Origin of the sequence: Emticicia aquatica, from assembly GCF_923079645.1 — a bacterium.
GTDB classification, from domain to species: domain Bacteria; phylum Bacteroidota; class Bacteroidia; order Cytophagales; family Spirosomataceae; genus Emticicia; species Emticicia aquatica.
Genome location: NZ_CAKLPY010000002.1, coordinates 592114 through 607788 on the forward strand (window position 1 = coordinate 592114; position 15675 = coordinate 607788).

Sequence of the window (15675 nt, forward strand, 5' to 3'; positions counted from 1 at the left end):
CCTCAACTCATGCGTTTTTGCTTCATTTTTCTGTTTATAATTTTCCAGTCTTGTCAAAAAGAAACTTCGCCCAAAGAAGTAACAAGAGGAATTTACTATTGGAAATCTGTTTTTAAATTAAGTCCAAACGAAAAAACAACGTTGGATTCGTGCCACATTCAAAAACTTTATGTAAAAGCTTTCGATTTGGATTGGGATTATTCAAAAAAACAATTTATTACGAAAGCAAACATCCATTTTGAGGAAAACCTACCTAAAAGCCTCGTGCTTATTCCAACGATTTTTATTACAAATCAGGTTTTAAGTCAAATTTCGGAAGAAAAATTAAATGATTTGGCCGATTTTATTCAAACACATTTGGTTTTAGTTTGGAAAAAAAATACTTTCGATGAAATACAATTTGACTGTGATTGGACGATTTCAACCCGCCAAAAATACTTTTATTTACTTCGTCAACTCAAGAAAAATTTTCCACAAAAAACCTTTTCCGCCACCATTCGTTTGCACCAAATCAAGTTTGCCCACAAAACTGGAATTCCACCCGTTGAGCGTGGAATGTTAATGTTTTATAATATGTCGAATTGGAAAAAGCCGCAAATTAAAAATTCAATTTATGACCTTGAGGCTGCTTCGCAATATTTAGGCACTTTAGATAAATATCCAATGCCATTGGACATTGTTTTTCCGATTTTTCGTTGGGCAATTATTTACCGCAACAAAACCTTTTTTACAGTTATTAATAACCTTGATAATCAATTACTTAGCAAACAAAAATTTTTAGAAAAAAACCACAATACATACAACGTTTTACAAGACACTTTTGCCTTCGGAATTTCACTGAGAAAAGGTGATTTTATTCGAGCAGAAGAAGTGGGTTTCGACGAAATAATTAAAGGCTCAGCCACATTGCGTGAAAAAATCTCAACCCAAAAACTTACCTTTGCTTTATATCATTTAGACCAATCGAATATTTCTTTTTATGGCAACGAAAAACTCTCTCAAATCTATGCTTCATTTGAGTAATCGAACCAAATCTATTATTATTTTATTGCTCATTGCTTGTGGGCCAATGCCTTTTGATTATGATGAATTTAAAAGTTTTTTCTCGCCTGAAAGTGCAGCAAATGAAGCTAAATTTCGGCCTTACAATTTCACAACTCAATTTACTTATGACAGTGATGTTTGGACTGAAAACCCAAATATTGACGCTGCTCAAATAGAAAATGTAAAAGCTTGGGCAAAATATGCAGGAATTTCGGAGGCAGTTGTTTCAAAGGAATTGTACGTAAGTTATGATGATGATACCCATAAAACTGGTTTGAGTGATGCTTTAAAAAATAAAGGAAAAACTGAAGCCTTAGCATATTTGGATTTGGCCAAACAAATTGAAGCCATTGATAATGGCAACTTCGACGATGCTGCTATTGATACCAATCAACAAGTAGTAAAGCCTGATTTTGATGCTTTATTGATGGATATTCAAGCAAAACATTCACAAACCAAAGATATTTTCTTGAAAGAACGCCTTGCTTATCAAGCAGTAAAAGTAGCCGATTTAGCAGAAAATCCTAAGAAAAGTATTGAATTATATGAAAAACTGGTAAAGCCAATCGCTAAAAAAACCTTTATTAGTGATTGGGCTACTTCTCGAATGGCTGGTGCTTGTATGCACGCTGGCGACACCACGAAGGCTTATTATCTTTTTTCACAATTGTTTATTAATGCCCCAACTCGACAATCAGCGGCTTATTTGAGTTTAAAATATTCGCCAAGATTTCATGAAGAAGCATTGAAACTTTGTCAAAACGACACTGAAAAAGCGAATGTTTACGCAGCAACCGCCGTTTTACCATTTCAAGATGGCTTGCCAATGCTCGAAAAAATGCGTGATTTAGACGCCAAAAATCCTTTGATTGAGTTTGTTATGGCTCGTGAAATCAATAAAAATGAGAAATTCTTTTTCTCTACATCTGAAGAAATGGTTTATACTTTTTGGGGTGTTGATTCTTTAAAAAAGGTTGATTGGAAAGCTAACGCTCACACATATTTTGAAAAACTCTTGGCTTTTAATCTCGAATCTGCTGAAAAAGAAAATTTAAAAGATTCTCCATTTTGGTACACGGCTGCTTCTTATTTAGCTTTCATTGGAAAAGACCTCGAGAAAGCTAACGAATTGCTCCAAAAAGCAAAGGCAATTCCGACAAATAATCAAGGAATCAAAGACCAAATTGCGATACAAGAAATGATTTTTTTGGTCAATGAAACCCCAGATGTAACCCCAAAAATGGAAGCTGCCGTAATTCCACTTTTAGAGCGTTTCGCTCGTTCTGATAAATTCCGAACCGCCAATAATTTTAATGCTACTTGTAAAATTTTGGCAGCAAAATATGAAGGATTAACAATAAATGACGAATTTTCCGAAAATCAAGGCTCAAATAGTAATACTTCTCAGAAAACAAGTACGAAAACATTAGGTTGGTTTTCGAGTTGTTTTGGTAAAAAAGAAGTATCAAATAGTCAATCTACGCCAGAAAATGTAGCTAAAGCATTTATTATGAAAGTTTTAGCATCCTATCAACAAAGTAAAAAAGATGAATATGGTGGAAATGCCTCATTTTTGAGCAATACTGACCAATACGCCATTGAAGACTCAACTTCATCACAAAATATCAGCTACGTAATTGATTATTTCTCTAAAAAATCAACAAATGATTTCGATAAAAGATTACAAAAACTAGCAGGTTTCAACAACGATTATTTATACATGGTTTTAGGTCGAAGGGCATTGGCCGAACATCGTTACACAGAGGCCGCCAACGCTTGGCAACACATTGACCAAAAAACATGGCAAAATGAACCTTTCCAAACATATTTAGACGTAAATCCGTTTAGTTTGAATGGACAAGGCGATGCCGATGCTGAACAAAAAGTTACGCCACTTTCGTTTGCCACTCGCATGGCAAGTTTAGAAACGAAGGTAAAACAAAATCCGAATGATTCGGAAAGTTGGTTATTGCTCGGTTGTGGCACTTATAATATGAGTTATTATGGAAATAGCTGGATTTTGCTTCGCCGTGCTTGGAGTAGCTATGAAAAAGCAAATACAAAAGACGATTATTATACTTACGATAAAGCCTTATTTTATTTTGATAAAGCCATGAAAACATCGCCTAAACCTGAACTTGCGGCAAAAGCTTGTTATTTGGCGGCTACTTGCCAACAGATAAAGTACAACATGATTTCGGCTAAAATGTACGATGGTCTTTACTTGCTTCCTGAAGATGAAATAACAAAAAAAGAGGCCGAAATTAAACAAACGTTAGCAAATTTGAGAAAAGAAAATTATTCGATTTATTTCAATCTTTTGAAAACAAAATATGGTAGTACAACCTATGAAGAGCAATTGATTGACGAATGTAGCACTTATCAAGATTATTTGGCAGGAAAATGAAAATATATACAAAAACTGGAGATCAAGGCACAACTTCGCTTGTGGGCGGCACTCGAATCAGTAAAGCTGATTTGAAAATCGAAACTTACGGCACAATTGATGAACTAAATTCGTGGATTGGCTTGGTTCGTGACCAAGTTATTAACGAATCAAGAAAAGATATTTTAAAGGAAATTCAAGACCGATTATTTACTATTGGCTCAGATTTAGCTTCCGAACCTGAGCAAGTTCGTCGAAAAAAAATTCCTGACCTTTTGGATGAAGACATTGACCTTTTGGAAAAAGAAATGGATAAAATGGACATGGAAATTCCTCCACTTCGGGCGTTTGTATTACCAGGCGGGCATCAATCGGTTTCTTACACACACATTGCTCGAACGGTTTGTCGTAGAGCCGAACGTTTGAGTATACGACTTTCGACCGAAGAAGAGGTTAATTCATTGATTATCAAATACTTAAATCGTCTTTCTGATTATCTTTTTGTACTTTCACGAAAAATGACACAAGAAATAGGCAGTGAAGAAGTAGCTTGGAAACCACGGATAAACAAGTCATAAAAAAAGATGCAAGCCACCTTTCGGCCAACTTGCACCCCGTATAGAAACGCTCAGTAGCGAGGAGTTAACTCCTTCACTACTTCACTCAAATTATTCATTTAAAACTGTTTCTTGAGCCTGATTAATGCACTTAATTCCAGCTTTTGAAAATTCCGAAATTTTACCACTTGGCTTATCTAATTTCCAAACCTTTACAATTTTGGTGAGGTATTTTTGAGGCTCAACTGTTGATAAAGCAAACAAAGTTGGGTCACTTTTACCATTTTGCGAACACCCTTTTACGGACACACATTGGTAATATTCGTTGAATTTCGGAATCTCAACAATGTCGATTACTCTAAGCTGAAAATCACCTTTACTATGTTCAGAATTTTCTATTTTTGATAAAAAAAGAAAATGTTTATCTTCCCTTTTCATAAGTGCAATACCGTAGTGTAAATTAATCATATTACTATTTACCTTTACGATACCTCTCAACTCACGATAATCTTTGTATCGAACGCCTAAATATTGTTTTTCAAAATTTGTACTATTCTGAGAATGTGCGAAAATATTTACCCCTAAAACAAGCGTTGAAATGGTCAATAATAGACTATTTTTAATCATTTCTTGCTATTTTTTTAATGTTTTAAGGTCAATTACTATCTTATCAAGAAAAAGCATTAAATTTGCACTTTCAATATTTAGGAGTCAAAACCAAAAAACTGGCACGACTAGCTAACATTTCTGTTAAATAATACTGCAAAAATCATTCCAAAATGACCAAGAAAATACAATCGGCACTTATTTCGGTTTATTACAAAGACGGTTTAGACAAAATCGTAACTTTACTTCACGAGCATAATGTTCAAATTTTTTCGACAGGTGGTACGCAAAAATTTGTTGAAGATTTAGGAATTCCTGTAACAGCCGTTGAAGACCTCACAAGTTATCCTTCAATTTTTGGCGGACGAGTAAAAACCCTTCACCCGAAAGTTTTTGGAGGAATTCTTTACCGCCGAGATAACGAAGGAGATGTACAAACTGCTGCTCAATTTGAGATTCCATCAATTGACTTGGTGATTGTTGATTTATATCCTTTTACAGAAACTGTTGCTTCGGGAGCAGATGAAGAAGATATTATTGAAAAAATTGATATTGGTGGCATTTCTTTGATTCGTGGAGCGGCCAAAAACTTTAACGATGTATTGATCGTTTCGTCACGTGACCAATACGACGATGTCTATGAAATTTTAAAAGAAAAAGACTGTTCAACAGACCTATCTGACCGTCGCCGTTATGCAAAAGAAGGCTTCCAGATGAGTTCTAGTTATGATACAGCTATTCATAATTACTTTGCTGATGATGTTTATACTTCTACGCAAAGTTTTGATTTATTACCTAAAAAAGTCTTACGCTATGGCGAAAATCCACACCAAGCTGCTACATTTTATGGTGATTTGGATGCAATGTTTGAGCAAATTCATGGGAAAGAATTATCGTACAATAACCTTATGGATGTAGAATCATGCGTGCGTTTGATGGATGAATTTACTGAAACTTCATTTGTAATCGTGAAACATAATAACGCTTGTGGCGTAGCAACCGCCCCAACGGCCAAAGAAGCTTATGTAAACGCTTTGGCTTGCGACCCTGTTTCGGCGTTTGGTGGTGTAATTATTACAAATGCTAACGTAGATTTGGCCACTGCCGAGGAACTGCACAAACTTTTCTTTGAAATACTCATTGCTCCGAGTTTTGATGCTGATGCTTTAGAAATCTTGAAAAAGAAAAAAGACCGTCGTTTGTTAATCAGAAAACCTGTTGAAGTAAGTAAAAAACAATTTAAAACGCTTTTGAATGGCGTTTTGGAACAAGACAAAGACAATTCGATAGAAACAGCAAAAAACTTTACGGTAGCAACCGAAAAAGCTCCAAGTGAAAGCGATGTCAAAGCTTTAGAATTTGCCTTAAAGATTTGTAAACATTTGAAATCGAATAATGTAGTTTTGGCAAAAGATGGTCAAATGCTGGCTTGTGGTGTTGGGCAAACTTCACGTGTTGATGCCTTGAAACAAGCAATCGAAAAAGCAAAAACATTTGGTTTCGACCTCAACGGAGCTGCAATGGCTTCAGAAGCATTTTTCCCATTTGCTGATTGTGTTGAAATTGCTCACCAAGCTGGCATCACAACAGTTGTTCAACCAGGTGGCTCAATCCGTGATAAAGATTCGATTGATTATTGTAATGCAAACGGTCTTTCGATGGTTATGACTGGCGTTAGACACTTCTTGCACTAAGATTATATATTTGTTAGTAAAAAGCGAACTGTTCGGAGAATGGTTCGCTTTTTTATTATCAGAGCCAATCAATTATTCTCCATCTTTTGGTCAATCCATTTTTTAATTATTGCCACATCACAATCTGACAATTTACCACCTTTAGGCATTTTTGGTGAATAGCCATTGACAGAAACAATAGAGTTGTAAAGTTCGCCACTATTTGCACTTGAATATACTTGTTGATAAGTCTCAATTATTAAACCATCAAAATGATTTTTAGAATCATGACATTGTAAACACTCTTTTTTGATAATTGGTAAAATATCGCTTTTGAAACTTACTAGTATATTTTCATCCGCTCGACACATATTTGGGTTAACTCCTTTCGTATTTAAGCACCCCCAAAACCCCAAAACAAATAAAATCCAACACCACTTTATAGATTTCATACATTTACATTTTGTAAAATATTATAAATGGTAGTAAATGTAGGTCATTTTACAATTAAAAAGGGTCTTCAAATACATGAAAACCCTTTTCTTAATGATAAATTAATATCTCCGAAACTATCAGATAGAAACCCAAGCTTGCTTACGGTGACTTTCGATGATTCTTTCACAAATTAACAATTCACGCAAACCATCGGCGAAGGTTGGGAATGTAGGATTTTCTGGTTGTTTTCCTGCTGCAACGGCTGCATAAACTTCCTTAAATAATTGTTTTGAAGTATCAGGAAAACCTTCATTATGTCCACCAGGGAAACTGATTAAGCTTTGTGCTTCACGATAAAACAACGATGGGTCTTTCATCAATTGTTGGTTTGCTCCGTCACGTTTTCCTACCCACATTTCGTTTGGTTTTTCAGAACACCACTCAAAGTTTGCTTTTGAGCCAGAAATTTCCAAATTCAATCTATTTTTTCGTCCAGCTGAAACTTGGCTCACTGTTACGCTTCCTTTATTTCCGTTGTCAAATCTCAAAAGTACACTTGCATGGTCTTCAGTATTAATCGGAACTTCTTGATAATCAGACGCTTCCAACATTTTTCCTGAATATGTTTCGATGGCTTTCAATGGTTTCAAACGAGATTTATGAACAGTACTGAAATCGGCCATTACTTCAACGATTTTCAAACCAGTAATGTATTCTGTTACATCTAAAAGGTGTGAACCAATATCTGCAATGGCTCTTGAATCTCCCGATTTATCAGGTTCTAAACGCCAGTTGTAATCTGTTTGATAGAAAAGCCAATCTTGCAAATAACTACCCATGATTGAGTAAATTTCGCCTAAATCGCCTTTTTCACGCATAGTTTTCATCTGACGAACCAGCGGATAATATCTCAAATTGAAGTGAACAGCATTGACTAAACCTGTTTCGGCCGCCAATTTCACTAATTCTTCGGCTTCTTCAATTTTAGTTGCCAATGGTTTTTCACAAACAACATGCTTACCTGCTAATAAAACGGCTTTCGATTGTGAATAATGCAAGAAATTTGGCGTACAAACGTGTACACACTCAATATCTGCGTCTTTCAACAAATCTTCAAAAATATACGCACGTTCGATACCTAGAGCAGCGGCCTTTTCTTTAGCTAAATCAATATTTGCTTCGCAAAGCCCTAAAACTTCGATATTAGGTAAACGACGGAGGGCTTCAATGTGTGCAGGCCCGATAAAACCCGTGCCAACGACGGCAACTTTGATTTTTTTCATGGTTTGAGGCAAAGGGGTTGGTTAATATTAAAAAAGAATTTCGTCCCAAAAATAGTAAGAGATTTTTAGTTAAAACTACTTATGGCAAATTTTTCGGTATTACAATAAATTGAGCTATAAAGAAAAAAGCCTTCAACAGAAGTTTTATATTTTCTTAATAGATGCAAAACAGGTGATTTTGTCTTAATTTTTAACAAATTAGCCGTTTCTTTATCAGCCGCAATGGCTCTTACTTCTTGTGTCATACTTTGTACATCAATTTGATATCGAATCAACAAAGTGCGAAATAGCGAGCCTTCCAACAATGGTTCTTCAATAAAATTGGGCAAATTATCGTTCGGAATATAAGTATGTTCATACATCACTGGCAAATCTTCAACTAAACGTAACCGTTTAAAGAAAATAAAATCTTCGTCACTTTCTGTGTCAATCAAAGGTCGAAAAATTGGGTTTTGCATTTTTTTCAACATAGGTCCTTCCAAAACTAATGTTTTACCGTGTCTATCGCTTGCTACGACAACTTCCGTCCAGCCTTTCAATGACAATAAGCCCAACGATTTTCTACTTGCCGAAACCGTACTTCCTTTTCCATGTTGTCGAGTTATGTAACCTTCTCGCACGAGTTCATTCAATGCTTGTCGAACGGTCATTCGGGTAGCATTAAATTCAGTACAAAGGTCATTTTCAGATGGAAGTAACCCTCCTTCTTCATAGATGCCCGACGTAATTTTTTCTTTTAAACTAGCTTGTATTTGACGATAAAGCGGTATTTTCATAAGTCGGTCAACTGTAGCACCTCAATGTTACTAATTTACTTAATTTTCAGAAAGCAAATGTAGTTGAATAAAGTCAATATTATAGCAATTTACAAATGAGTAAATTTTAAAATTATCTCATCGATTATTCAAAAACGGCTATGAAAAAAGGCATTTAGGAATCCCAAATGCCTTTCCAAGACGAAAATACTTTAACCTATGATGAATAAACCCGATAAACGGGGTACTCAAACTCTTTTAGACTTTTGTAAAAGTCAAATATATTTTATACAACTTGTATAGACAACAAAAAACTTATGTACAAAAGAAATTAAAAATCGTTATACAGACAAATATTTTAATTGTTTTTTTTACAATTAATACATTTTGGACAATAAATAGTCAAAAAAGTATTATTTTTTTTCAAAAAATGCAATTCATGTAAGATTGAAAATAAGGTAATTTTAAGAATAATAGCCACGCACATTTTTCAGTGTATCATCATTCTTAATAGCCAACAGTCGAATTTGCTACTTCTTTTGATACTAAACCCAAACGTTGTTTTGCATCTTCCATAATTGTTGCGGTAGCCGACGCTCCTAAACGTGTTACACCCATATCCATTACTTTTAATAGACCATCAAGTGTTCGTATGCCACCTGCGGCTTTAATCTGAACATTTTCGGAAGCATGTTTCCTCATTAATAATAAATCATGGTCGGTTGCTCCTTTGTAATTATAATCGCCGTTAGCTTGTTTTACATAGCCATATCCAGTTGAGGTTTTGATAAACTCTACGCCAACGATGCTACAAATTTTGCAAAGTTTAATTTTATGTTTGTCTTTAGGTAAAAAGTCATTTTCAAAAATAACTTTTAAAATTGCTCCGTGTTTATGGCTTTCTTTTAAGATTGCATTGATTTCTTTTTTCACGTATCGCCAATCTTCCGATAAAACTTTACCAACATTTACCACCATGTCGATTTCGGTTGCTCCATCTTTACACGCTTGACGGGTTTCAGCAACTTTTTGTTGAATCATGCTGCTTCCGTGCGGAAAACCTACAACTGTGCAAACAGCCACATCCGAATCTTTGAGTAGCTCAACAGCTTGTTTCACAAAGTAAGGTTTGATACAAACCGTTGCTACGTCATAATATTTGGCTAGTTCGCAACCATTAGTCAGTTCGGAATCGGTCATCGTGGGATGCAGCAAAGAATGGTCAATCATTTTTGCAATTTGATGGAGAGAATATTTCATTTTATTTGGTTTATTTTGTTTTTGAAACTTCTTAAAAACACAAATATAAAACACCCAACTTGTATAGACAAGTTAATGAAAGAAAAGATAGTCATCTTTTTTGGTTGGCTTTCTAAAAAGCTGTTTTTTGCTAAAAACAAGTATTCTTCAAGAAATAATTATCTAATTGCACACCATTCCTGCCGTTTTTTTAATAGTTTTGGAAAGTAATCAGCAAGACTAAACCTAAACTTATTAAAACTTATATGAGTAATTCACTTTTTCGTAGAAAGGATGTTAAGCAAGCCATTAAAGAAACAGAAGACAGAGATAGCGAGCATTCATTGGCAAAAGTGCTTGGAGTCAGAGATTTAACACTGCTTGGTATTGCGGCTATTATCGGAGCGGGTATCTTTAGTACAATCGGTTTGGCGAGTTTTAATGGCGGGCCAGCGGTTTCTTTACTTTTTGTTTTTGTTGCTATCGCTTGCGTATTTACAGCTTTGAGCTACGCACAATTTGCATCAATGGTTCCTGTCAGCGGCAGTGCTTATACATACGCTTACGTATCGTTTGGTGAAATGCTTGCTTGGATTATCGGTTGGGCTTTGATTCTCGAATATGCTGTTTCAAATATGGTTGTAGCTATTTCTTGGTCAAGTTATTTTACATCTATGCTTGAGGGATTTGGTGTGCATTTTCCTGTCTGGCTAGCCATTGATTATACAACTGCCAAAGAAGCTTTTGAAAGTGTGCAAGCAAATAGTACTGAAATAAATGATGGCACCAAACGCCTAGCCCAAGCTTTTCAGGATGCTCCGAGTTTTGGTTTTCTAAAAATAATCTTCAATCTTCCTGCAGGAATGATTACAGTATTGATAACTTCTCTCTGTTATATCGGTATCAAAGAATCTCGTAACGCAAGTAATTTTTTGGTTGGTTTAAAACTCTTAGTCATTCTTTTAGTAATAGTAGCAGGTGTTTTTTACGTAAAACCTGCTAATTGGTCACCTTTTGCTCCAAATGGTGTTCAAGGTGTTTTGAGCGGAGTTGCGGCTGTATTCTTTGCTTTTATTGGTTTTGATTCGATTTCAACCACTGCCGAGGAAGCCAAAAATCCCCAAAGAGATTTACCCAGAGCCATGATTCTGTGTTTGATTATTTGTACAGTTTTATACGTACTTATTTCATTGGTATTGACTGGAATGGTCAATTATAAAGAGTTAAATGTTGCAGACCCATTGGCTTATGTATTTTCAAATGTCGGCTTCGATGCAGTGGCTGGTATCATTTCAGTGAGTGCCGTTGTGGCAATTACAAGTGCTTTGCTGGCTTATCAAATCGGTCAACCACGTATTTGGATGACCATGAGCCGTGATGGTTTATTGGGAAAAAAATTCGGTGAAATTCACCCAAAATTCAAAACACCTGGTTTTGCAACTATTATTACTGGTATTTTAGTGGCTGTTCCTTCATTATTTTTCAAGATGAGTTTCTTCGTTGACTTAACGAGCGTCGGAACATTTTTTGCTTTTATTCTGGTTTGTGCAGGAGTTTTATACCTCGATACAAAAGGGATGAGCAAAGATGCTAAATTTAAAATCCCTTACATCAATGCTAAATATTTATGCGGAATCCTGATGATTGGTGCATTGTATTTTACTTATTCACAAGGTGATGTGGTGCAACATCTACAAGAAAAACCTTTACTTTTTATCTTCTGGGCAGCTTGGGGCGTTTTATCAGTCATGAGTTTTATGTTTAACTTTTCGCTACTCCCTATTTTTGGCATATTAACTAACTTATATTTAATGACCGAACTAGGTTGGACCAACTGGCGAATGTTTATTATCTGGATGACAATTGGCTTAGTTATCTATTTTTCTTATGGATATAGTCATAGCAAATTAGCGAAAAAGTAAAATATCACAAACACACTGATTTATAAACCCTAACCTCTTTACTACTTTGGCAAATTTTAAAAAAGAAATCCGTTTATACGATGCAGTCATGCTCGTTTCGGGTTCGATGATTGGTTCTGGAATTTTTATTGTGAGTGCCGATGTGGCTCGACAAGTTGGCTCAACTGGTTGGTTATTAGCCTCTTGGCTTTTGGCTGGTGTCTTAACGATGGTTGGAGCATTGTGCTACGGCGAACTCACCGCCATGTTTCCACAAGCGGGCGGTCAATATGTATTTCTCCAAAAGGCTTATGGAAAACTCACTGGATTTCTATATGGCTGGTCATTTTTTGCTGTTATTCAAACTGGAACAATCGCTGCTGTTGCGGTGGCTTTCGCAAAATATGCGGGCGTACTTTTTCCAAATTTTATTAGCGATAAACATGAGTTTTTTAGTATTGGCGACACAAGTTTTAAACTCACTTCTCAACGCTTATTAGCCATCATAAGTATTATTTTGCTTACTTATGCCAATACAAGAGGTGTGAAAGAAGGAAAAATTATTCAAAATATTTTTAGTACAACAAAGCTTGGAGCAATCGCAATGCTCATTATTTTGGGCTTTATTTTAGGAGCAAACGCTAACATCATTTCTCAAAATTTTACTAACCTTTTTGATGCGTCAAGTACTGCCAAAGTTGATGGACAATGGATTGTAACAGGTATTACGGGCTTTGGAATTATCTTGGCAATTGGTGTAACGCAAGTCGGAACGCTGTTTTCAAGTGATGCCTGGAACGGCTTGACATTTGCGGGAGATGAAGTAGTAAATGCCGAAAAAACGATTCCAAGAGGTTTGGCAATCGGTACAATTTTGGTAACTGCTTTGTATATTTTGATGAACATTGCTTACCTCTGTATTTTGCCACTAAAAGGAGACCCCAATGGAGCGGATGTAATGAGTCGAGGCATTCAGTTTGCTTCAGAAGACAGAGTTGCTGCCGCTGCTGCACAAGTGATTGGTGGACAAGGATTTTCGGTAATAGTAGCCATTTTGATTATGATTTCGACATTTGGCTGCAACAATGGTTTAATTTTATCAGGAGCTAGGGTATATTACACAATGGCGAAAGATGGTTTATTTTTCAAAAACTTTGGAAAACTGAGCGAAGCGGGTGTTCCACAAAATGCCCTTTGGTGGCAATGTTTTTGGGCTTCTTTTCTTTGTTTAACTGGCAAATATGGCGATTTACTCGACTATTTAATGGGTGTTGTGATTTTATTCTACGCCTTCACTATCTACGGAATTTTTATTTTACGTAAAAAAATGCCTGATGCCGAACGTCCAATCAAAGCTCCTGGGTATCCTATCATTCCGATGATTTACGTAATCATTGCTTCAATTATTGTTTTGATTTTAGTGAAAGAAAAACCTCAATTTACTTATCCTGGACTCGGAATTGTAGCCCTAGGAATTCCAGTTTATTATTGGTTTAATAGTAAAAAAGAATAAACCCTCAGCAATTAGCTTTTAGCGATTAGCTAAAAGCTAATTGCGAAATATAATCATGCGAAAAATCCTCTTTTTCGATACCGAAACTACTGGATTGCCACAATATTACAATGCTCCGATTACACAAGTCAGTAATTGGCCACGCTTGGTACAATTGGCTTTCATTGAATATTTTGAAGATGGAAGTCTGGCTTCAAAACACAATTATATCATCAAACCCGAAGGTTTTTCAATACCAAGAGACGCTACACTTATTCATAGAATTTCAAACCATCAAGCTCAAACCGAAGGACAGGATTTACGACAAGTGTTAGCAGTTTTTGAAAAAGCTGTAAATGAAGCCGTATTGCTTGTGGCTCATAATTTTGATTTTGACAAATGTATCGTTGGAGCAGAGTTTGTCAGAAAATCTTTTGACCCAAAAATCATTTTGACCAAAAGAAGTTTTTGCACAATGAAAGACAAAAACGTAGTAAATTTTTGCAGAATACAAGGAAAAAATAGCTATAAATGGCCAAAATTAGAAGAATTATACCTTAAACTTTTCAACGAACCAATCAACGACGCCCATGATGCTAGCGTTGATATTGAAGCTACAGCCAAGTGTTTTTGGGAGTTATTAATTCGGGGTGTGGTTCGGGCGTAAACGTTGATTAATTTTCAAAAATCGCACTACAAAATTTTGTAAAAAAGAAACATTCCCCTAAATTTGTAATACAAAATTTGAAAAGCCCATGATTCTGCTCGATATTGCTTGCTAATAGCAAGTTTTTTCTACTCTTTCTTTTATATCACTCGGATTTATTTTCATAAATCCAGTCATTTTATTACCTATTTTTTATTCCGTAATCCGATTTTATCGGACGTTTAACCATACTTTCATGCGAAAAATATTACATTTATTTATACAAGCTATTCGTGGCGAAGAACAAAATTACACCGAATTAAGTATCAATCGAGCGATATTTCTGCTTTCTGTACCCATGATTTTGGAAATGATTGGAGAGTCGCTCTTTGCAGTTGTGGATGCCTTTTTTGTGGCACGTTATGTTGGTACAGAAGGCGTAGCAACTGTCGGTCTAACCGAATCTGTTTTAACATTAATTTACTCAGTAGCTATTGGTTTGAGTGCTGCCGCAACGGCTATCGTTGCTCGACGAGTAGGTGAAGGCAATAAAATCGGTGGCGGTTTGGCAGTTGCACAAGTTATTATGATTTCATTGGTTTTGGGCATTTCGGTTGGTATTATCGGCTTTGTTTTTGCAGAAGATATTTTGCGTTTAATGGGTGGAAGCGAGCATTTGATTGAAAAAGGCTCAAGTTTTACACGAATTATTTTTGCCAGTAGTCCGTCAATCGTTTTACTTTATACACTTAGTGGAGCTTTGCGTGGAGCTGGCGATGCTTCAACGGCTATGCGGTCGATTCTGATTGCTAATTTTATCAATATTGCCATGGATTTTATCCTAATTCCTATCTTAGGATTTGGGGTTGAAGGGGCAGCAATTGCCACAACCGTTGGACGAACGATTGGCGTTTTATACCAATTATACGCACTTTACGGTGGAAATGGTAATGTTCAGATCCTTATCAAACAATTTGTTCCTAACAAAGAGGTTATTAAAAATATGCTCAGTGTAGCTGCGGGTGGTACTGGACAATTTTTGATTCAATCAGCGAGTTGGATTTTCTTGACCCGAATTTTATCTACTTTTGGTAGTGAAGTAGTGGCTGGATATACGATTGCTATTCGTATTATCATTTTTACAATTTTACCTTCTTGGGGAATGTCAAATGCTGCCGCAACTTTGGTTGGCCAAAATCTCGGAGCAGGAAAACCCGAACGGGCAGAAACCTCCGTTTGGCGAACTGCTTTCTTCAATATGTTATTCTTGCTTTTGGTCGGAATCATTTTTGCTTTCTGTGCCAAAGACTTTGTTGAAATTTTCACAAATGAGCCAAAAGTTGTTGAAGCTGGTGTTTTGTGCTTACAAATCGTATGTTTAGGCTATATTTTCTTTGGTTATGGAATGGTTATCGGGCAATCATTAAATGGTGCTGGAGATACGCTTTCACCAACAATAATGAACTTCGTATGTTTTTGGTTAATCGAAATTCCATTAGCATATTTTCTTGCCAAAAACCTCGCTTGGGGGCCACTTGGTGTATTTTCATCAATCGCTATTAGTGAATCAATTTTAGCCGTTGTAGCAATTTTTGTATTCAGAAGAGGTCGTTGGAAAAGAATGCAAGTTTAACTTTCAATATAAAAACCTGTAAGTT

At 35.8% G+C, this 15675-nt stretch carries 13 protein-coding genes; 8 read left to right on the forward strand and 5 right to left on the reverse strand.

All coding sequences use genetic code 11. From position 1 onward, the window contains the following. Positions 1 to 9 precede the first annotated feature (9 nt). The 3 genes from MJQ71_RS12210 to MJQ71_RS12220 are packed head-to-tail and all read left to right on the forward strand — an operon-like array spanning position 10 to position 4008. Entirely contained in the window at positions 10 to 1023 is a 1014-nt protein-coding gene (locus MJQ71_RS12210; protein ID WP_238806902.1) for a hypothetical protein, read from the forward strand. Further along, a complete protein-coding gene (locus tag MJQ71_RS12215) occupies positions 980 to 3451 on the forward strand; it encodes a hypothetical protein (protein ID WP_238806903.1) in 2472 nt (823 codons plus the stop codon). The genes MJQ71_RS12210 and MJQ71_RS12215 overlap by 44 nt, the downstream gene beginning before the upstream one ends. Continuing rightward, positions 3448 to 4008, forward strand: coding sequence for a cob(I)yrinic acid a,c-diamide adenosyltransferase (locus tag MJQ71_RS12220; RefSeq protein ID WP_238806904.1), 561 nt, complete (start codon positions 3448 to 3450; stop codon positions 4006 to 4008). The genes MJQ71_RS12215 and MJQ71_RS12220 overlap by 4 nt, the downstream gene beginning before the upstream one ends. 90 nt (positions 4009 to 4098) lie before the next feature. Here MJQ71_RS12220 and MJQ71_RS12225 read toward each other — a convergent pair whose 3' ends face one another. Further along, entirely contained in the window at positions 4099 to 4614 is a 516-nt protein-coding gene (locus MJQ71_RS12225; protein ID WP_238806905.1) for a hypothetical protein, read from the reverse strand. Positions 4615 to 4766: 152 nt separating this feature from the next. On the opposite strand from MJQ71_RS12225, the gene purH reads away from it, so the two are divergent. After that, the gene (gene purH / locus MJQ71_RS12230) at positions 4767 to 6287 is read left to right on the forward strand and encodes a bifunctional phosphoribosylaminoimidazolecarboxamide formyltransferase/IMP cyclohydrolase (RefSeq protein WP_238806906.1); all 1521 of its coding nucleotides are present in this window, start codon (positions 4767 to 4769) and stop codon (positions 6285 to 6287) included. A gap of 68 nt (positions 6288 to 6355) precedes the next feature. Here purH and MJQ71_RS12235 read toward each other — a convergent pair whose 3' ends face one another. From MJQ71_RS12235 to deoC, 4 genes are all read right to left on the reverse strand, one after another. Further along, positions 6356 to 6718, reverse strand: coding sequence for a hypothetical protein (locus MJQ71_RS12235; protein ID WP_238806907.1), 363 nt, complete (start codon positions 6716 to 6718; stop codon positions 6356 to 6358). A gap of 120 nt (positions 6719 to 6838) precedes the next feature. Continuing rightward, entirely contained in the window at positions 6839 to 7984 is a 1146-nt protein-coding gene (locus MJQ71_RS12240) for a Gfo/Idh/MocA family protein (protein ID WP_238806908.1), read from the reverse strand. Positions 7985 to 8049: 65 nt separating this feature from the next. Further along, entirely contained in the window at positions 8050 to 8760 is a 711-nt protein-coding gene (locus MJQ71_RS12245) for a GntR family transcriptional regulator (protein ID WP_238806909.1), read from the reverse strand. A 486-nt stretch (positions 8761 to 9246) separates the two neighbouring features. Further along, positions 9247 to 9999 (reverse strand): deoxyribose-phosphate aldolase, encoded by a 753-nt coding sequence (deoC, locus tag MJQ71_RS12250; RefSeq protein WP_238806910.1) that lies wholly within the window; start codon positions 9997 to 9999, stop codon positions 9247 to 9249. Between the two features lie 245 nt (positions 10000 to 10244). Between deoC and MJQ71_RS12255 the strand changes: the two genes are divergently transcribed. The 4 genes from MJQ71_RS12255 to MJQ71_RS12270 all read left to right on the forward strand — a co-directional run bounded on the left by MJQ71_RS12255 (position 10245) and on the right by MJQ71_RS12270 (position 15650). Then, positions 10245 to 11900 (forward strand): amino acid permease, encoded by a 1656-nt coding sequence (locus tag MJQ71_RS12255; protein WP_238806911.1) that lies wholly within the window; start codon positions 10245 to 10247, stop codon positions 11898 to 11900. Positions 11901 to 11946: 46 nt separating this feature from the next. Then, a complete protein-coding gene (locus MJQ71_RS12260; protein WP_238806912.1) occupies positions 11947 to 13392 on the forward strand; it encodes an APC family permease in 1446 nt (481 codons plus the stop codon). A 55-nt stretch (positions 13393 to 13447) separates the two neighbouring features. Beyond that, positions 13448 to 14038, forward strand: coding sequence for a 3'-5' exonuclease (locus tag MJQ71_RS12265; RefSeq protein ID WP_238806913.1), 591 nt, complete (start codon positions 13448 to 13450; stop codon positions 14036 to 14038). 235 nt (positions 14039 to 14273) lie between these two features. Then, on the forward strand, positions 14274 to 15650 hold the full coding sequence (locus MJQ71_RS12270; RefSeq protein WP_238806914.1) for an MATE family efflux transporter: 1377 nt from the start codon (positions 14274 to 14276) through the stop codon (positions 15648 to 15650). Positions 15651 to 15675 lie beyond the last annotated feature (25 nt).